The organism is Neobacillus niacini, assembly GCF_031456445.1.
Lineage (GTDB): Bacteria > Bacillota > Bacilli > Bacillales > Cytobacillaceae > Neobacillus > Neobacillus niacini_I.
Window position 1 is genome coordinate 481,482 of sequence record NZ_JAVDUQ010000001.1, and the last position, 18,953, is coordinate 500,434.

General features: G+C 37.2%; 18 protein-coding genes and 1 pseudogene. 5 read left to right on the forward strand and 14 right to left on the reverse strand.

Annotated elements, in window-relative coordinates; all coding sequences use genetic code 11:
- The first annotated feature begins 1 nt into the window (after window position 1).
- Entirely contained in the window at window positions 2-1,669 is a 1,668-nt protein-coding gene (gene rnjA / locus J2Y67_RS02445; RefSeq protein ID WP_310170156.1) for a ribonuclease J1, read from the forward strand.
- A 40-nt stretch (window positions 1,670-1,709) separates the two neighbouring features.
- Here the strand turns inward: rnjA and J2Y67_RS02450 are convergent, their stop codons facing one another.
- The 10 genes from J2Y67_RS02450 to J2Y67_RS02495 all read right to left on the reverse strand — a co-directional run bounded on the left by J2Y67_RS02450 (window position 1,710) and on the right by J2Y67_RS02495 (window position 10,020).
- A complete protein-coding gene (locus J2Y67_RS02450; RefSeq protein WP_310170158.1) occupies window positions 1,710-2,375 on the reverse strand; it encodes a potassium channel family protein in 666 nt (221 codons plus the stop codon).
- A gap of 83 nt (window positions 2,376-2,458) precedes the next feature.
- A complete protein-coding gene (locus J2Y67_RS02455) occupies window positions 2,459-3,364 on the reverse strand; it encodes a DUF4349 domain-containing protein (RefSeq protein ID WP_310170160.1) in 906 nt (301 codons plus the stop codon).
- A gap of 152 nt (window positions 3,365-3,516) precedes the next feature.
- Entirely contained in the window at window positions 3,517-3,972 is a 456-nt protein-coding gene (locus J2Y67_RS02460; protein ID WP_026574719.1) for a TlpA family protein disulfide reductase, read from the reverse strand.
- A gap of 70 nt (window positions 3,973-4,042) precedes the next feature.
- The gene (locus J2Y67_RS02465) at window positions 4,043-4,591 is read right to left on the reverse strand and encodes a peroxiredoxin (protein WP_310170163.1); all 549 of its coding nucleotides are present in this window, start codon (window positions 4,589-4,591) and stop codon (window positions 4,043-4,045) included.
- Window positions 4,592-4,872: 281 nt separating this feature from the next.
- Entirely contained in the window at window positions 4,873-6,003 is a 1,131-nt protein-coding gene (locus J2Y67_RS02470) for an N-acetyldiaminopimelate deacetylase (protein ID WP_310170252.1), read from the reverse strand.
- A 54-nt stretch (window positions 6,004-6,057) separates the two neighbouring features.
- Window positions 6,058-6,768 carry a 2,3,4,5-tetrahydropyridine-2,6-dicarboxylate N-acetyltransferase gene (gene dapD / locus J2Y67_RS02475; RefSeq protein ID WP_310170165.1) on the reverse strand — a complete coding sequence of 237 codons (711 nt, stop codon included), beginning with the start codon at window positions 6,766-6,768 and terminating at the stop codon, window positions 6,058-6,060.
- A gap of 78 nt (window positions 6,769-6,846) precedes the next feature.
- Complete coding sequence (locus J2Y67_RS02480) at window positions 6,847-7,731, reverse strand: LysR family transcriptional regulator (RefSeq protein WP_310170167.1); 885 nt, start codon at window positions 7,729-7,731, stop codon at window positions 6,847-6,849.
- A gap of 77 nt (window positions 7,732-7,808) precedes the next feature.
- Complete coding sequence (gene cbpB / locus J2Y67_RS02485) at window positions 7,809-8,252, reverse strand: cyclic-di-AMP-binding protein CbpB (RefSeq protein ID WP_310170169.1); 444 nt, start codon at window positions 8,250-8,252, stop codon at window positions 7,809-7,811.
- A 113-nt stretch (window positions 8,253-8,365) separates the two neighbouring features.
- A complete protein-coding gene (locus J2Y67_RS02490) occupies window positions 8,366-8,602 on the reverse strand; it encodes a YkuJ family protein (RefSeq protein ID WP_310170171.1) in 237 nt (78 codons plus the stop codon).
- Window positions 8,603-8,808: 206 nt separating this feature from the next.
- Window positions 8,809-10,020 (reverse strand): EAL domain-containing protein, encoded by a 1,212-nt coding sequence (locus J2Y67_RS02495; protein WP_310170173.1) that lies wholly within the window; start codon window positions 10,018-10,020, stop codon window positions 8,809-8,811.
- Between the two features lie 157 nt (window positions 10,021-10,177).
- Here J2Y67_RS02495 and J2Y67_RS02500 point away from each other — a divergent pair, with 157 nt between their 5' ends.
- Window positions 10,178-10,996: a C39 family peptidase gene (locus tag J2Y67_RS02500; RefSeq protein WP_310170175.1), complete on the forward strand. Its 819-nt coding sequence runs from the start codon at window positions 10,178-10,180 to the stop codon at window positions 10,994-10,996.
- Between the two features lie 280 nt (window positions 10,997-11,276).
- Here the strand turns inward: J2Y67_RS02500 and J2Y67_RS27880 are convergent, their stop codons facing one another.
- Window positions 11,277-11,483: a transposase gene (locus J2Y67_RS27880; protein ID WP_396954031.1), complete on the reverse strand. Its 207-nt coding sequence runs from the start codon at window positions 11,481-11,483 to the stop codon at window positions 11,277-11,279.
- Window positions 11,480-11,907: pseudogene (locus J2Y67_RS02505) on the reverse strand (transposase); the annotation flags it as partial. The pseudogene J2Y67_RS02505 and the gene J2Y67_RS27880, both read right to left, overlap by 4 nt.
- A gap of 784 nt (window positions 11,908-12,691) precedes the next feature.
- On the opposite strand from J2Y67_RS02505, the gene J2Y67_RS02510 reads away from it, so the two are divergent.
- Complete coding sequence (locus tag J2Y67_RS02510) at window positions 12,692-13,561, forward strand: metallophosphoesterase (protein ID WP_310170178.1); 870 nt, start codon at window positions 12,692-12,694, stop codon at window positions 13,559-13,561.
- A gap of 53 nt (window positions 13,562-13,614) precedes the next feature.
- Here the strand turns inward: J2Y67_RS02510 and J2Y67_RS02515 are convergent, their stop codons facing one another.
- Window positions 13,615-15,726: a sensor domain-containing protein gene (locus tag J2Y67_RS02515; protein WP_310170181.1), complete on the reverse strand. Its 2,112-nt coding sequence runs from the start codon at window positions 15,724-15,726 to the stop codon at window positions 13,615-13,617.
- Between the two features lie 304 nt (window positions 15,727-16,030).
- Between J2Y67_RS02515 and J2Y67_RS02520 the strand changes: the two genes are divergently transcribed.
- Together J2Y67_RS02520 and J2Y67_RS02525 are read left to right on the forward strand one after the other, a co-directional pair.
- A complete protein-coding gene (locus J2Y67_RS02520) occupies window positions 16,031-16,513 on the forward strand; it encodes a YkyB family protein (protein WP_310170253.1) in 483 nt (160 codons plus the stop codon).
- Between the two features lie 123 nt (window positions 16,514-16,636).
- Window positions 16,637-17,791, forward strand: coding sequence for an aminotransferase A (locus tag J2Y67_RS02525; protein WP_310170256.1), 1,155 nt, complete (start codon window positions 16,637-16,639; stop codon window positions 17,789-17,791).
- A gap of 956 nt (window positions 17,792-18,747) precedes the next feature.
- Here the strand turns inward: J2Y67_RS02525 and J2Y67_RS02530 are convergent.
- Window positions 18,748-18,924 (reverse strand): hypothetical protein, encoded by a 177-nt coding sequence (locus tag J2Y67_RS02530; protein ID WP_310170183.1) that lies wholly within the window; start codon window positions 18,922-18,924, stop codon window positions 18,748-18,750.
- Window positions 18,925-18,953 lie beyond the last annotated feature (29 nt).

Consider the following 18,953-nt stretch of genomic DNA (forward strand, 5'->3'; position numbering starts at 1 on the left):
TATGAAATTTGTAAAAAACGATCAAACTGCTGTTTTTGCCCTGGGAGGACTGGGTGAAATTGGCAAGAACACATATGCTGTTCAATTTCAGGATGAAATCATCTTAATTGATGCTGGTATAAAATTCCCTGAAGACGAGCTTTTAGGCATCGATTATGTAATTCCTGATTACACTTACCTAGTAAAAAATGAAGAAAAAATAAAAGGGCTGTTTGTAACACATGGACATGAAGATCATATCGGTGGAATCCCTTATTTGCTTAGGGAAATCAATATCCCCATTTATGGCGGGAAACTTGCCCTTGGATTAATCAAAAATAAACTTGAAGAACATGGTCTTCTTAGAAATGCTAAACTCATTGAAATTAAAGAAGATGATGTGATTAAGTTCCGTAAGACATCTGTTACTTTTTTCCGTACCACACATAGTATTCCTGATTCCTATGGAATCGTCGTAAAAACCCCTCCAGGTCAAATTGTCCACACAGGTGATTTTAAATTTGATTTCACCCCTGTCGGTGAACCAGCTAATTTAACCAAAATGGCCGAAATTGGAAAAGAGGGAGTTTTATGTTTACTCTCTGATAGTACGAATAGCGAAATTCCTGAATTTACCATGTCAGAACGCCGTGTTGGCGAGAGCATTCATGATATTTTCCGTAAAGTCGACGGCCGAATTATTTTTGCAACCTTTGCTTCAAACATCCATCGTCTGCAGCAAGTAGTAGAAGCAGCAGTAACAAATGGTCGAAAAATCGCTGTATTTGGAAGAAGTATGGAAGCAGCCATCAATATCGGTCTTGAATTGGGATATATTCTTGCTCCAAAAGAAACGTTTATTGAATCCAATCAGATTAACCGACTTCCTGCAGATAAGGTAACCATTCTCTGTACAGGAAGCCAGGGAGAACCAATGGCTGCTCTTTCAAGAATTGCCAATGGTACACATCGGCAAATTCAAATTATACCGGGAGATACGGTAGTCTTTTCTTCCTCGCCAATTCCAGGAAATACAATAAGCGTCAGCAGAACAATTAACCTTCTTTTTAGAGCAGGTGCCGATGTTATTCATGGAAAGTTAAGTAATATTCATACTTCCGGACATGGTGGACAGGAAGAGCAAAAATTAATGCTCCGCCTCATCAAGCCGAAGTTTTTTATGCCGATACACGGGGAGTACCGTATGCAAAGAATGCATGCTAAACTTGCCGTTGACTGTGGTGTTGAGGAAGAAAACTGTTTTATCATGGATAATGGCGAGGTTTTAGCCCTTTCTGAAAATACTGCACAAGTAGCAGGTAAAATTCCTTCCGGCTCTGTTTATATTGATGGAAGTGGTATTGGTGATATTGGAAATATCGTACTAAGAGACCGTAGAATTCTTTCAGAAGAAGGCTTGGTAGTAGTCGTGGTTAGCATTAATATGAAAGATTTCAAGATTGCTTCCGGTCCGGATTTAATTTCTAGAGGATTTGTCTATATGAGAGAATCCGGTGATTTAATTAATGATGCGCAAAATTTGATTACCAAACACATTAATAAAGTCATGGAACGAAAAACGACCCAATGGTCAGAAATTAAAAATGAAATAACGGATACTCTTGCACCGTTCTTATATGAAAAAACAAAGCGAAGACCAATGATTTTACCAATCATCATGGAAGTTTAAAAAAGGAAACGCCCGTGGCGTTTCCTTTTTTCTTATTCTCCTATTTTACGGCCATGGCTTTTTTTCCAAATCGGTCAATGTCTACATCGCTTCCGATGACAACTAATATATCATTAACACGAAGAGTTTCATTTGCTTGCGGGGAAACAATGAGTTCCACTCCCCTTTTTATCGCCACGATATTCAGACCATATTTCTTGCGAATATCTAAATCCATAATGGTATGACCGGCAATTTTTCCATTGGCAACAATTTCAACAATACTATGATCATCAGATAGTTCAAGATAATCAAGGACATTGTTCGAAGCTAAATTGTTGGCAATCCGGCGTCCCATATCCCTTTCAGGGTGGACCACCTGGTCTGCCCCAATTTTCCTGAGGACCTTCTCATGATAATCATTTTGTGCCTTAACCGTAATATTTGGAACACCTAATTCCTTTAATATAAGTGTAGTTAATATACTGGATTGGATATCGTCACCAATGGCAACAATCACATGATCAAAGTTGCGGATTCCTAAACTTTTCAAAACCGCTTCGTCCGTTGTATCCCCTGCAGCAGCATGGGAAGCAATCATTGCAAATTCATTAACCCTTTCTTCATCTTTATCGATGGCCAACACTTCGATTCCATCCTCTGAAAGTGTTCGGCAAATACTCCCGCCAAAGCGGCCAAGCCCAATAACCGCAAAACTTTTTTTCACAAAATCCTCTCCCAGCTAATTCCTGATCTCTTTTTGTTCATTTTAGCATATTGCAGTGAATCTTGGTATTGGGACACCTAATCTCATGAAGGATGGTTCCTTCTTTTTTTGATATAAAAATAAAGAAGCAAACCAATTACTAAAATAATGATTAAAATCGGAAGGTTGCCAAGCACAAAAACAATGATCCCGGAAACTATGGCAATCAGGGCATTGGTGCTTTTCATAAATTGTTTTTTTGTTCTCTCCCATGTATTAAGATTGTCCTTCTCTATATCAGGAACAACTACCTTAGATTCGTAGAGCATAATATTAACGGTTGAGAAGGCTGTTTGATTGTTTAAAAACTTCATTTTTCCTTCAATTGTTTCAATTTCCTCCTGGACAGCAGCTAAGTCCGCAGAAATTTTTAATAGGTCCTCGGTTTTCTTTGCATTTTTCATAAAGGATGTTAGCCGTTCTTCCACGACTCTTTTTGATTTTAATCTGGATTCTAAATCCACATATTCTTCCGTTACATCCTGCCCTGTTATATTTCGCTGAATCACTTCAGCAGCCTGCCCCTGGGCATCATGTAAAAAATTCCGGAAAAATTTTTGCGGAATTCGGATTCGAATGCTTCCACTAACTTGTTCCTTCCCCTCTTTTGTTACATTCGATTCCGCGATATAACCACCATATTTTTCTACTTTTCCTTCAATTTTTTGTACGGTTTCCTCAAATTTTTTCACACGAAGCTCTAAATCTGCAGTATAGATAACCTTTTTTTCAGGCATTTCTTTCTTATTCGATTTATCCATCTCTTCCTTTACGTTCTCACCAGATAGGAATGACGCTTTTTCTTGACTTCCACTTTGTTCAGAAGCGGCTTTATTGTTTGAGGTTTGATCCATTTTGGCACTCTCACTTTTACTACTGGAACTACAGGCCGAAAGAAAAAGAAAAACGAAAACAATTAATAATGGAACCATTCTTTTGTAGCTTTTCACTCCCTTGACACCCCTTTTTTACTATCTGTTTATTAAAACCGACGAGTAAAATTTGAAAGAGTTACAAAAAAGTAAAAAACAGCCATTTTTGGCTGTTTTACACTGCATCTATCATGGTAAACTGTGACGAACAGTTCTGACAGATTAATCTTCTATTCGGTTTTTTCTAGCTCATCTAAAACGCGATTGACCCGCTTTTCAAGCATTTTCATTCCACTTCCGCCGGCTTGGAAGTGACGAAGCTTACCTTCACGATCAAATACATAATAGGCAGGAACATATTGATTTTCAAACGCTTCTGTTAATTTGTGTTCACTGTCAACAAAAATCGGCTGGGTAATCCCGTGTTCGGCAGCGACTTGTTTGATTTCTTCGATATTCAAATCATTTTCGGATCGAGGCATATGAACAGCAACCACATTTAATTTTTCCTTAAAGTCATCACGGAATTGATTGACCTGTGGCATTGCTTCTTTACAAAGGTGGCAGCTAATCGACCAGAAATGGATCAATGTTGGCTTTTCACCAACTAATTCTTCTTTGGTCACTTGACCGTTTAGCCATTCAGTTGCACCCGTTAATTCCGGCATTGGCTCACGTAATTTCATGTTTAAACCCCCTATTTTAAAAAAGACCTAACACTTTGAAAGGTTAGGTCTATCTCGTTAATCTGTAAAATTAAACGTTTAATGTAGCTTGTCCTGGCTTCCAGTTTGCTGGGCAAAGACCGCCAGTTTGAAGTGCTTGAAGAACACGAAGTGTTTCATCAACGTCACGGCCGATATTGTTGTGGTTTACAACAGAATATTTAAGTTCGCCTTCAGGGTCGATGATGTATAAACCGCGAAGTGCAACCCCTTCTTCTTCGATTAACACGCCATATTCACGAGAAACGACATGGTTCGTATCTGCAGCTAATGGATATTTTAAATCACCAAGACCATTTTCTTTACGGTCTGTTTTAATCCAAGCAAGATGTGTATGAATTGTATCAGTTGATACACCAATGACTTCTGCATCAAGGTCTTCAAACTCATCATAACGGTCAGACATAGCAGTGATTTCAGTTGGGCAAACGAATGTAAAGTCCATTGGATAGAAGAACAATACTGTCCATTTATCATTTTTCATGTTCTCTTCAAGGCTAACTTTTCCAAATTCTTTGTTTGGTAACACTGCATCCATTTCAAAGCGAGGCGCTTGTTTACCTACCATACGTTCTGGCATATCGAATCCCTCCAAATATTAATTAAATGAGATAACTTTATAACAATTCTCATTCGCTATCCCTTTGACACTTTTCATTATAGGACAATTCTAATTTTGAGTCAATATTAAATTATAATTAATTTAATTAAATAATAATTTTAATTATAACCTAGATTTCCCCTCCATCAGTTTTACCTTATTAAGTGAAGAATAAACTTTCTCTATGTAACAATTTTCACCATTATTTGCTATAAGTTTATCATGATTTCCAAAAAGTATAAAACAAAACGCATTGCAATTTACTCTTTGTTTCCTTGATAGGTGATATAGGTTTTCATTACCTTTATAGCTACATTAATTGCCTCTTCATTAGGGTTTAATTTTGCATGGTGCAAGCCAAATGGTGAATCCACTCCCAGCCAAAACATAAAGCCTGGAATTTCCTTAAGCATATAGCCAAAGTCTTCACCCGTCATTGCTTCCTTACATTCAATTACTTTAACTTCTTTTTGACTTCTCATGTATTCGAAAAAATCCTCTGTCAATTTTTCATCGTTATAAACCTGATGATACATGGACCCAAAATCAATCTTAGCCTCACACTCATAGCCTGTCTCAATCCCTTTAACCAGCGACTCTATTCGATGTTTCACCTTTTTCATTGATTCAGGTGATAATGTTCGAATTGTTCCTTCCAGCCGTGCTGTTTCTGCAATAATATTTTGCACGGTGCCCCCAGTAATTTTACCGATTGTGATCACCGCACTATCAAGCGGATCGACATTTCTAGAAACGACAGTCTGTAGTTGATTCACTAACGAACAGGCAGCAATAACCATGTCATTGGTTTGATGAGGATAAGCCGCATGCCCTCCTTTTCCTTTTAAATCAATAAATAATTCAGAAGTATTGGCAAATAGCAGTCCTTCTTTTAAGGCAATGGTTCCGACAGGGTATTCCGGGGCAATATGTAAGGCAAAAATCATATCCGGCTTCCATTCCTGCATAATTTCTGACTGGAGCATCGGTTCCGCTCCCCCTGGGCCCTCCTCTGCAGGTTGAAAAATAACTAACAAATCGTCTTTAATTGGATTTTCAACAAAATAGGTAACAATTCCAATAGCAATACTCATATGAAAATCATGACCGCAGGCATGCATTTGAGCATCGTGTGTGGATTTAAATGGTAATCCGGTTGCTTCTGAAATGGGAAGTCCATCGATATCTGTTCTGTAACCAATCGTTTTGGTTGGATTAAGACCATGGACTTTTACAAAAATCCCTGTTTTCCATTTTTTAATGATTATCCTATCCTGTGGTAAGTCTTGCAAGTAAGACAATAAATAGGCTTGAGTCTTATATTCCTGAAACCCTAATTCCGGAATTTGATGTAAATCACGACGAATTTTTACAAAAGTATTCATGCAGATTTCTCCTCTTGTTTAGAAAAAAAGCGTGGAATATCCACGCTTTTCTCCTTTTGATTATAATTGACGAAGCGCATCCATTATTTCTGTCTTCGATTTAGTCTTTTCATCAATATCCTTTATTTTTTTAGCAGGGATTCCGGCCACAACTGTATATGGTGGCACATCATCCGTTACAATTGCTCCAGCAGCTACAACAGACCCTTTTCCAACCGATACTCCTTCAAGTACAACAGCATTGGCCCCAATAAGAACATCATCTTCGATGACGACTGGTTTTGCAGAAGGCGGTTCAATCACACCCGCTAAAACTGCTCCTGCGCCAATATGACATCTTTTCCCTACAGTCGCTCTTCCGCCAAGAACCGCGTTCATATCAATCATTGTATTATCACCAATTACAGCACCAATATTAATGACTGCCCCCATCATAATAACGGCATTGTCACCAATTTCAACCTGGTCGCGAATCGTGACACCTGGTTCAATTCGGGCATTGATATTTTTCATATTAAGTAAAGGGATAGCAGAATTACGGCGGTCATTCTCAATTACATAATCCTCAATTTTTACCTGGTTCTCTTCTAATACGATATTGATTTCAGCCCATTCGCCAAAAACAACCCCAGTGTTTCCATTTACAAATACCTTGGCATTGCTTCCAAAATCAATGCCTTCCAGGTCTCCTTTTAAATAAACCTTTACAGGTGTTGATTTCTTACTATTTTGAATAAAGGAAATAATTTCATGTGCATCCATCATTTTCATTGCAATTGTTCCTCCCTAATGCTTGTACTAAAAATTACTTTAACAAACGAAAGCGTTGAACACAACAAAAAAAAACGATTATTGTTTTTTTTCAGAAACATACTCCTTAATTAAGTCGACAAAGGCATTCACCTGTTTTAATTGGAAAGAGGATTCATACCCTAAAAGCCATGTATCTCTTTTAAGCGGCAGATTATTTTCATTAAGCAGCGGGATTTTAAATATATTTTTATCTGCGCTTTTTAAGGTAATCGATGGCAGGATTGAGTAGCCGATTCCATTAAACGTCATTTGTTTGCATGTCTCAATTTGATCGACAACAATGGTCCTTTTTGGCGAGGTTTTAAAATTTCTCATCCACCAGTCTTGGATTTCTTGATAATAGTTGGAATCGCTTTTAAATTGGATAAACGGACGATCTGTGTCCAAAACCTGTTCCGGCTTAGTTATCACCCGGTCCACTAAATATAATGGATCGCTAAAAAGATGGATTTTAACCCCTTTCCAATCGGGAGTCCCACGAATAATCCCGACATGAACCTGGTCATCATATAAACATTTTAAAATTTCGCTGCTCCAGCCTGTTACAAGTGATATTTTTGCCTGTGGGTAGGTATCAATATATCGCTTTAGGACTTGCGGAAGCCAATTTTGCCCGACAATTGAAGCAACCGCAATTTTTAATGTTCCGGAAACACCTGCCTGCAGTGAATGAATTGTCTCCCTTACCTTTTCTTCCTTTTTTAATACTTCATTCACAAATTGGATAACCTGCTCCCCCGATGGAGTAAGTGCCAATCCTTTTTGGGAACGAATAAATAATTTCGTCCCCCAGTCTTTTTCGATGGTTTGCAGGCGCTGTGATAAAGCCGGCTGGGAAACAAATAGTCGCTCAGATGCTTTACGCATATTCATTTCTTGAGCCAATACAGATAATAATTGAAATTCTGACAGTGAAGACAACGTTCAAACCACCTTTATTTATAACAATTTTTCGTGAAAAAAATAATATAGCTCCCTTTTACGGGAGCTCTTATCAATCATTTAATAAATTTTTTAACTAGATTGTTTAATTGATTTAATACAATACTCCTTGGCAAAATCCCTTCAAAAAAACCATCTTCAGATTCAACACAAAGAAATGGATGATTTACGAGTAATTCGAGGCATTTGATAATCGAATCGGTAATCTTTACCCGTGATATATCCGATTTCATCACTTCTTCTACTCGTTTTTTCTCTAATTTTTCAAATTCAATTCGTTCCAAACCTATAATGGAATCCATGATAATCGGCGTACTTATTAACCCGTGGAGCTTATAATGTGGGTCTAAAACAGGAATAGCAGTATATCCACTTTTTGTTAACACCAATAAGGCATGCTCAAGATTGTTTCCAATTTGCACATGTGCGACCCGCTCTGAAGGGATCATAAAATCTTTTATACTTAATTCTAAAAATTCCCCACTGTGAAGACTTATCATGAGCCGAACTCCTCAATCATTTTGTTTGATTCCTCTTTATTTTACCATAATTCGTTGATATTGTACGGTTTTTACTTATTCAAAACCGAAAAAGAAAGGAACCCGCAGGTCCCTTATTGAATCAAATCAAAAATTTCAATTGTAATCATATCAATATTATCAAATTGATACCGTTTTGGTTTTTCCTTCTCATTGTATACTTCTAATTCAAATGTTTCTGTCTTAGGGTGAAATGTTACCTGACACTTTCGCTCGCCATTTACCTCGAAATAACGTTGTGCCGGTTCTCCACTCCCCGATTGTTCCTGAAGATTTTTTAAACGCGTTAATATACCTTGAAGCTGTGACATTTGCCTATCTCCTTTCAAACACAAACCAAACTTCCTATATTTATATTTCTCTTTTGGCATGTTTCTATCCACATGGATTTTTGTTTACAGTTTTAACAACCAGCTTTTTATATGCCAATATTAAGAATAAAATAAGGAACGGCATTTGTCCAAGCAAAATTAGAGGAAAGGAAAAATTTTTTTTTGCTTAAGGGTGATTAAGGTCATTATAAAAGCTGCTCATGCTCAAATAAATATTGATAAGAAATATCAATAAACAAATATTCTTCCCCATTCATGGGGAAAGAAAAAGTTCGAATCGATTCACCTGTTTCAATATCACTGTATAAATCTGACAAAATCCCTTTTCGTTCATTGCGCATTTTAATAATATTCTCTAAAAAATATGGACGCCAGCTCCAGTTTTTATTAAGATACTCGGCTTGGGTTTTCCAGTCCTTGTTTTCCTTAAAGAAATTAACCGATTTTTGAAAACCATCTTCATCGCATACATACATTCTAAAGGCAATATGATCCATTTCTTTAATTAAGGATTGAAATAAATCTTCATAACTTGTCTTCCTGTTTTTAATGACAATTTCCTGAACTTTAATTTGAAAAAACTCTGCTGTCGTATATATAGCCTCTAATTTTCTTTTTTCATATGAAATAAAATCGTGGAATTTTTCCTTTAGCCGTTCCTTTAGCAGGTCCCCTGAAATAAAATCGGCTCCTGGAGGATGTAGATAGTATCCTTGATAATATCTTCCACCATTCTTCCAGGCAAATTGAAGCTGGTAACTCATCTCAATATTTTCAAACAATAAGGTTGCTCCTATTTTTCGGGCTAATAATGACAGAGTAAATAAAACATCATTAAAATTCGTTCCAGTTGCCGTCGATTTTAAAACTTCCAGATTGACTTTTAAAATATCCGGTTCCATTTCACCGATTCGCTGAAAATAATTTTTCGAGCTATCAATCCTGGCAATCGCAATTTGGATTCCATACGTACGATAGTATTGCAGTAAGTGATCTAATTGATCAAAATCCCCAGTGTAATTTTGTTCAGATATTTCAAGAACAATTCGATTCATACGAATTCCCTTTTTTTCAAATTCTAAAAGCTCTTGTAAAAATGGTTCACCATGGCCATACATTAATAAATCAGCATTTCGATTTAAAAAGATTTTGACATGTTCATCTAAACTAAGTGCTTTTTCTAATGCCTTATTTACCACTATTTGATCCACTTCATATTTATATTCATCCGGAATCTGATCATCCTGAAAAAAGGGTCCTAAGCTAATGATGTTCCCTTCTGACCTATATCTCCCCAATACTTCATATGCAATCACGCTTTGTTCATCCGCACTGAAGATTGGTTGAAAAAAAGGAATGACATTTTCAAGATCCGCTAGGATATCCAATGCATCCATTTATTTGCCCTCCAAAAAAGATTTTTCTCATTATACCATACCAATAATATACAATACGCATCATACTGTTTTCACGTTCTTTTCCAACAGGATACCATCATAGAACAAGAGATACAATCAAACCCTATGATTAAGTCCATTTAAAGGAGGAGAAGTATTGAAGAATCTTTTTGTTTTGGTCTCCGTTCTTCCATTGCTTGGATGCAGTAATTTAGACGAAGATTCCATTTCAAATCAAACAAAAAAGTCGGTTCCTACAGCAGTTATTGAAAGGAACAATCAGGGAAAAACGCAAAAAATAAATTCAACCCTCTTATTAAATGAAATAAATAGACCAATACATGCGAAACAAGCGAAGCCTGCAAATGTAAATCCTAAAAAAGCTTCACAAATGCTTAATGTGCCTCTCGTTAAGCAAAACCCTGAATTAAGATATGGATGCGAGGTCACTAGTCTGACCATGGTTCTTCAATATGCTGGGGTCAAAACAGATAAAATGGAGCTTTACCGTTTGATTAAAAAAGATTATGACCCGCTCGTTAAAACAAATGGCGATATTAAAAAATGGGGAAATCCTGCAGATGGATTTGTTGGTGATATGACGGGAAAAGGCGCAGGGTATGCAGTTTTTGATCGTCCAATGGTTCAATTAATTCATCAAAAGCTTCCGGGTCGGGCAGTCAATTTAACAAATCAGCCCTTTGAACGTGTCTTGCAACATGTTTCGGATGGATATCCGGTCGTTGTTTGGACGACTGGAGATTATAGGCTACCAGATCGCTGGGAGTCATGGTATCACGGCAGGCACTATATTAAAACACCTTTAGACTTACATGCCGTTGTTCTCGTTGGATATGATACGAATTACGTCTATCTAAATGACCCGTTATCAGGAAGAAAACAAGTTAGAGTAGGAAAAAACCAATTTATTTCCTCCTGGAAAGCCTTAAATTGCCGGGCAGTTAGTTATAAATAAATAAATGCAAAAAAAGAGTGGGATTCCAATTTATTGGTATCTCCCAAATTGTCGAGAAAGGGTATTTTTCTCGGCAATTTTTTATTATGTCTGAATCTAAACTACCGCTTTTTTATTAAATATTTGTACCTGCTAACGGACCTGTTGATTTCCGCTCCGGGCACTCGCTTTCCGCGGGGATGTCCTGAAGCCTCCTCGGCGCTTTGCGCCTGTGGGGTCTCCAGTGACCTCTATATCCCACAGGAGTCGAGTGCCCTCCACTCCAATCAACAGGGGCGAATCAACCTAATGAATTTCCACACATTTTTTCTAGCCTGGCCAAGTGTGTGACAATCTTTTTTCTATTTTGGTAGGCTGCAGTTAGGAGAGCCTGTTCACTTACATTCTTCAATCCCCATAACTGGCAGTAGCGAAGCCCATGCAGCTCTTTTGAGTCTGCGAAGCTTCGCTCAATTTTTTCCCTTTCTAAATTTATAAAGAATTTAATGACTTTTTCCCAGACTTGATTTTATCCTTTTCAATAGCTTTATTTAATTCATCAAATTATTCGCGAGTCTCTATTTCCACTCCTTCTTTTGTAAACTTATGTTTATTGGCATTTGCCTTTAAATGAATAGAGTCCGAAAATAGAACACGTCCCCCAACCATTTTGTGATTCAATGCTAGAAGAACAATTTCATCAAAAATATCCTAAAAAATATCGGTTTCTTTAAAACGCTGTCAACGATTCCAACTAATCGTAGAATGATACGGAACTGGATCATGGAACTTTAAACCTAAAAAACCAACGGTATGCAATGTTCATTATAAATTTTACTTTCAAGTTATCTTTCATAACGAATACCAAAAAGATATCCAATGAACATCATTTTAAAAAGAATGAGGGGATCGGATGGTCGGCCGTTATCTTCGCTACCAAAAGTGAATATGAATTTGAACTAGTTTCGGACGATCACCTTCTGCGTTTGATTGACAAATATAGAGATTTCTCATTTGTTTTAGAAAAAGTTCGTCCTTTTTCTAAACTCTTTTGGCTTAAACATTAATTTCACCACTTATTTTTATTTTATTAGTTTAGAGGAAAGTCTTTATTGAATACCGAAGAGTTGATTGGAGCGGAAGGCGCGAAGACTCCTGCGGGAGTACGGGGCAGGGGAGACCCCGCAGGAGCGAAGCGACGAGGAGGCTCTCCGGCACGCCCGCGGAAAGCGAAGCGCCTGGAGCGGAAATCAACGGACCTGTTGAAAAGCATATAATTTAATAATGTTATAACAAATAAACGCGGTGAATCGTTAAAGAATGAGAATAAAATAAAAGGCTATCGAAAGTTTATTGACAGCATGTGAGATTCCAATTTATTGGTTTCTCCTTTTTTTATGAATAAATGTACAACTTCTGAATATTAACGTATTAAGCGGCATTAGTTAAGGCTATTTTCGCATAGATTGTTGTTTTTCGTATAAGTTCATCAACCCGTATAACTATATGCTTCGTGGCATCTTTTCGTATGAATATTTGCGAAAATTGCCTACAAACTTAGTTAATGAACCTTATTAAGCTCCAAAAGCAACAAAGTTTACGAAAAGAGCCTTAGTTAAAGATTTTTTTATTTAAAACACTTGCTTTCTCCGCCGATTTTAAAGAAAATACGAAATGACGTTTTATTTTAAAAAGGGAGGTGGATTTGAAGAAATAATGCAAACAAAAATGACAAGAAGATTCCTTTTGAAACGTTCATTTGGCGCATTTCTCACGATTTTCGGCTTAAGTTCAGGAGGATATTTTTATGCAAATCGTATTGAACCTGCCCTGCTGGATACCAATAGGCTGGAAATCAAACACCCCTTAATTCCAAAAAGTTTTGATGGAAAAAGGATCATTCAATTCAGTGATACCCACTTGGGATTTCAATATAATCTCCAACAGCTAAATAAACTAATAACAAAAATAAATAACCTTAATCCTGATCTCATTCTCTTTACAGGGGATTTAATGGATGAACCGAATCGGTATAATAAAATTAATCAAATTGTTCCACTCTTAAAGCAATTAAGTGCTCCACTTGGAAAGTTTTGCATATTTGGCAACCATGATCATGGGGGATATGGTACAGACATTTATCGGAATATTATGGAGGCAGCAAATTTTACAGTCCTATTAAATGAATCAAAATCGATTAAACTAGATGACGGTACGCCCATTTATTTAATTGGAGTAGATGATGCGATGTTAGGGAAACCCAATATAGCCTTAGCGTCAAGACATATACCCGGCAATAGGTTTAAAATATTATTATCCCACGCTCCCGACCTTGCAGATATCGCATCAAAGTATCCAATCCAATGGCAGATCAGCGGACATAGTCATGGAGGTCAAGTGAAAATTCCGTTTTTTGGTGCCCTCGTTACCCCGCCATTTGCCCAAATTTATACAGAGGGACTGTATTCAATCGGGAATTTAACATTATATGTTAACAGAGGAATTGGAACAACACGTCTCCCATTTCGTTTTTTGGCCAAGCCAGAATTAACCATTTTCACACTTAGATCTGGATCATCCAAATAAAAATCCTTATCCAATTAAAATGAGATAAGGATTTTTATTCATTGAAAAATTTTTCATTCAGATTTCTTAACTAAAAACCTTTCCTCAATTTCGATGGCAGGCAGTGGTTTTGAATAATAATACCCTTGTATTTTATGACATTTTGCTTTTACTAAAAACTCAACCTGATTTTTATTCTCGACACCTTCAGCAATAACTTCTAATCCTAGACTTTTTCCAAGGTGAATGATCGTGGTGGTTATCGCCATATCCTTTTCATTTGCAGGGATTTCCTTTATAAAGGATTGATCAATTTTTAAAACATCTATTGGAAATTGCTTTAAATAGTTTAATGATGAATAGCCCGTTCCAAAATCGTCAACCGCAATCGTTATTCCAATTTCCTTTATATTTTTTAAAATCGGCAGAGTTTCTTTTGTATCCTGCATCATTCCTTCTGTAATTTCAATTTCCAGCGAAGAAGACTTGATGCGATATTTTTCTACCATTGACTGAATAACATCCACTAGATTGTGCTGTTGAAATTGTTTGGGAGAAATATTGATCGCTATCCGTATGGAATGATGCCCCGCCTCATTCCATAATTTTATTTGCTTGCAGGCTTGATCCATTACCCAGTACCCGATTGGGACAATCAAGCCGGTATCCTCTGCGAGAGGAATAAAAACACTCGGTGGAATAAACCCTAGCTCGCTGTTATTCCAGCGGATTAAGGCTTCAAAGCTGTTAATCTCTCCTGTTACCAAGTCCCTCTGCGGCTGATAATACAATGTAAACTCATCCTTACCAATCGCCTTACGTAAATGAGTTTCCAAGGTAAGACCCATCGGGATACTCGTATTCATGTCACTTCGATAAAATTGAAAATGGGCTTTTCCTTTTTCCTTTACACGAAATAAAGCCTCATCTGCATTTTTAATTAACATTTCAGCATCCTTCCCGTCATTGGGGTACATACTGATGCCGATACTCGGTGTTATGTAGTATTCATTCGAATTAAAATAAAAAGGATGGACAAACGCAGAAAAAACGTTCCGTACGAATGAATTGGTTGTTTGATGGTTTGAGTGAAGAAGTAAGATATTAAATTCATCTCCACCCTGACGATAGACATAGCAGTTGTCATCTTGAAATTGTAATAACCGGCCTGCAACCGTTTTCAAAATTTCATCCCCTGCTAAATGCCCCAGAGTATCATTAAAATATTTAAAGCGATCAAGGTCGATGGAAATAAGTGCAAACTCTTTTTTACTTTTCCTAGGAGTAAAAATCTGTTCATTTAATTGTTCAAGTAATGCTCTTCGATTTAATAGACCAGTGAGCTGATCATGAAAAGCCAAAAATTTTATCGTGTCCATATTTTTGGCATGCTCTGAAATATCTTTACAAATAACATAAAGACCATTCATTTCGCCATTGACAATAATTGGGGCAGTTTTAAGATGCGCAATAATCAAATGCCCCTTTTGATGTTTTAGCTTAATTTCAAGTGATTCAAGCGCAAAACCTAAACAAGTTTTTTCTATAAGATCCTTCGATTTAGCTAAGTCATGATCATCCATTAGGTTGTATATGGACAAGTTCTTCATTTGCTTTTGTTCGTAACCGGTTAGTACCGATGCAGCGGGGTTTGCGTCAAGAATCTCCCCTTCAGGACTAATCATGATAATGGCATCTAAATTATGATCAATGATAGACCGGTATCTTTGCTCACTTTCCATTAATTTAATTCTTTCAATTTTCCATTCCGTTATATCCCTTGTAACGGCAACAATATAACTGACATTATTTTTTTCATCGTAAACCGGGGTTATAACCGTTTCGCCATAAACTTTTTTTCCATCGTTAAAATAAAATTCATCCTCAAATACAACGCTGTCGCATTGTTTCAGCAATTTTTCGTAATGAATCTGAAGCGAGCAAGCTAACTCCGAAGGAAGAACCTCTTGGAGTGTTTTCCCGATTGCCGCAGCAGAAATCCGCGCCTTTTTCATTCCTGGTTCATTGACAAATAAATAGCGAAAATAGGGTCCTTTTTCAACCTTCATTACATAAACCATATCCTGAACATGCTGAAAAATAATATCGAAGATTATTTTCTGAATTTTCACACTTACTTTATCCGTCCCTAGTTTTGACGATAGTATGTTGATTAGCCGCTCCATTTTATCATCCTTTAGACATAAAAAATTCGCATAATGTTACAATAATGTTTTTACATTTGTGAATTTCTATTTTACAATTAAAATAAATTCAAATAAGTGAATATATCGAATTTATATATTATTTCGGTAAAATTTTCTATAAGTTTACCTTTTTATACAAAGAACTTATAACCCATATAAATATTATTGGAAATGATGGTGGGGATTATTGCTATTTTATTATAATCCAACATGCCTCCCCCTTATTTTTTAATAAAAAAATGTGTATAATAAATATGCTTTTGAAATACAGAAAGGAGAACCTATTTTGAACCCGGACCAGAAACACCCTCTTACCAAACTTAATTTTACCATCGAAAACCTCTCTCAGGCTGTATTTATTGTAAATCGGCATGCAAAAACAGCTATCAATCCCAAATTTTTATACAAATTAAAACATGAAGCATTAAAAAAATTAATTCTTGAAGGTAAAGCCAAAAAAGTAGGACTTCATTTTTCTGAACATCCTAGAAACAGCCAGCAACAATCTGATGTTTTAGTTGAGTGTGGGAGGTACACATTTCATATTCCTCCGACAAAATCAGATTTTGCGGAGCTACCCCATTTAGGTAAACTGGATGAAAGGGTAAGAAATCCAAAAGCAAATCTTTCACTTACTATTGCAAAAGCATTATTACAATCCTATACAGGGATCAAGGAAATCCAGCAGTCTTCCTCAAATACGAATAACCGCCGCTCGTATCAAAAACCTGTCTTTAAAAAACTAGGAGAAAGATATACGAATTAAAGCCGGAGGAGTCCGGCTTTTTATTATGCTTGAACACTCTGAGATGGTAGAATATTGATACAAATCCATCTATATTCAAAATCGCTATGGCATATAGATACAAATGGGAAGGATGAACGAATTTTGGAGCATTTAATCAATCAAAAAGTTAAAGATATTGAAATTTCCGGAATTAGAAAATTTTTTAATATGGTTTCTCACATCGAAGATTTAATTTCCCTAACGATCGGACAACCTGATTTTCCAACTCCAGAACATGTAAAGCAAGCAGGTATACGGGCAATTGAGGAGAATTTTACTTCCTACACCCATAATGCAGGTTTGCTTGAATTAAGGAAAGCGGCCTGCTCCTTTATGGAAAAGAAATATGGCCTTCATTATCAGCCCAATACGGAAGTGATTGTAACCACGGGAGCCAGTGAAGCCATTGACATTACATTCCGAACCATATTAACGGAAGGGACTGAAGTTATTTTACCAGGTCCCATTTATCCAGGCTATGAACCCATCATTCGAATGATGGGAGCGACACCTATTCATGTGGATGTGACAGGAAACGATTTTCGCTTTACGTTAGAAATGATAAGACCTTTTATAACTGAAAAAACAAGATGTATTGTCCTTCCTTATCCATCTAACCCTACAGGGGTGAGCTTAACCGAAGGAGAGTTAAAGGAAATTGCTGACTTCTGTAAGGAGCGGGATCTCTTTATCCTTGCGGATGAAATATACAGCGAACTAACGTATGAACAACCACATTGTTCAATTGCCACTTTCCTAAAAGAAAAAACGATTGTTATAAATGGTTTATCCAAATCACATTCGATGACCGGATGGAGAATTGGTCTTTTATTCGCGCCGGAGGCCATTACCAAACATATTCTAAAGGTTCATCAATATAATGTATCCTGTGCGAATTCTATTGCCCAAAAAGCAGCAATAGAGGCCCTTACCGCAGGTATGAATGATGCCCTCCCTATGAAATTGGAATATGAAAAAAGAAGAGAGTATGTATTTAATCGGTTAAATGCAATGGGATTTACCGTCGTGAAACCAGATGGAGCTTTTTACTTTTTTGTAAAAATACCTGAATTGGCCGGGGTGAGCAGTTTTGATTTTGCTCTTAATCTTGTGAAGGAAGAGAAGGTAGCAGTCGTTCCGGGCAGTGCTTTTTCAAAATATGGGGAAGGCTATTTCCGTTTGTCTTTTGCTTGTTCTATGGAAACATTGGAAAAAGGACTGAACGGAATAGAGAACTATTTAAGAAAGATAAAATAAAATAAGAAATCAATGGACATGGTCATTATCTCGGGCTCATAGTGTCCGCTCTCGTATAAAAACAATAGAAACGGGCATTATCTCGGGCCTATAGTGCACGTTCTCGTATAAAAACAATGGGCACGGGCATTGTCTCGGGCCTATAGTGCCCGCTCTCTTATAAAATCAATGGACACGGGCACTATCGCAGGCCTATAGTGCCCGCTCTCGTAAAAAATCAATGGACACGGGCACTCTCGCAGGCCTATAGTGCCCGTTCTCGTAAAAAATCAATAGACACGGGCACTATCGCAGGCCTATAGTTCCCGTTCTCGTAAAAAATCAATAGACACGGGCACTATCGCAGGCCTATAGTTCCCGTTCTCGTAAAAAATCAATGGACACGGGCACTCTCGCAGGCCTATAGTGCCCGTTCTCGTATAATTTCAATAGACACGGGCATTACCTCGGGCTCATAGTGCCCGTTCTTGTATAAAAACAATAGAAACGGGCACTATCGCAGGCCTATAGTGCCCGCTCTCGTATAAATTCAATAGACATGGGCATTATCTTGGGCTCATAATGCCCGTTCTCGTAAAAAATCAATGGAGACGGGCATTATCGCAGGCTCATAGTGCCCGTTCTCGTAAAAAATCAATAGACACGGGCACTATCGCAGGCCTATAGTGCCCGTTCTCGTAAAAAATCAATAGACACGGGCACTATCGCAGGCCTATAGTGCCCGTTCTTGTAAGAAAAGCGCAAGCGCCTTGGTCAGCCCCGACAAGGCTTTAGGCCCTTCGGTGAAGTGGTTCTTTGACTTCATCGGCTGGGCCGAAGCGACCTAGGAAAAAAGCAGTTCATTTTTTCCCTAGAGGGGCCAGGCGCTAAATCTGGACAATTCTCGATGTCGAAATTTTCTTTTCTTAAAAAAAATGCCCTCACTTTTATGGTAAAGTGAGGGCATTTTTATTTTATTAACCTTTATATTCCCCATTATTCTTGGGTGCTTTTTCTTTTTTTGCTTTATCTTTATGAATCTTATTTGTGGCTGCTGAACCTATTTCATGGGCAAATTCTTCATTCAGTTTTGATGAGTCAAATCCCTTTTTATTTTTTTGCTGCGGATCATTTTTTTTCGTCCGTTTGGCCATTTTTCAATTCCTCCTATTAATAGTTCTCT

What these genes read in the sequence shown, in the direction of transcription:
- J2Y67_RS02495 (WP_310170173.1), bottom strand. Translation starts at nt 10,020, where the DNA reads ATGGATGCATTGGATATCCTAGCGGATCTTGAAAATGTCATTCCTTTT.
- dapD (WP_310170165.1), bottom strand. Translation starts at nt 6,768, where the DNA reads ATGAAAATGATGGATGCACATGAAATTATTTCCTTTATTCAAAATAGT.
- rnjA (WP_310170156.1), top strand. Translation starts at nt 2, where the DNA reads ATGAAATTTGTAAAAAACGATCAAACTGCTGTTTTTGCCCTGGGAGGA.
- J2Y67_RS02465 (WP_310170163.1), bottom strand. Translation starts at nt 4,591, where the DNA reads ATGCCAGAACGTATGGTAGGTAAACAAGCGCCTCGCTTTGAAATGGAT.
- J2Y67_RS02490 (WP_310170171.1), bottom strand. Translation starts at nt 8,602, where the DNA reads ATGTCACAGCTTCAAGGTATATTAACGCGTTTAAAAAATCTTCAGGAA.
- J2Y67_RS02530 (WP_310170183.1), bottom strand. Translation starts at nt 18,924, where the DNA reads ATGGCCAAACGGACGAAAAAAAATGATCCGCAGCAAAAAAATAAAAAG.
- cbpB (WP_310170169.1), bottom strand. Translation starts at nt 8,252, where the DNA reads ATGATAAGTCTTCACAGTGGGGAATTTTTAGAATTAAGTATAAAAGAT.
- J2Y67_RS02460 (WP_026574719.1), bottom strand. Translation starts at nt 3,972, where the DNA reads ATGAAATTACGTGAGCCAATGCCGGAATTAACGGGTGCAACTGAATGG.
- J2Y67_RS02510 (WP_310170178.1), top strand. Translation starts at nt 12,692, where the DNA reads ATGCAAACAAAAATGACAAGAAGATTCCTTTTGAAACGTTCATTTGGC.
- J2Y67_RS02515 (WP_310170181.1), bottom strand. Translation starts at nt 15,726, where the DNA reads ATGGAGCGGCTAATCAACATACTATCGTCAAAACTAGGGACGGATAAA.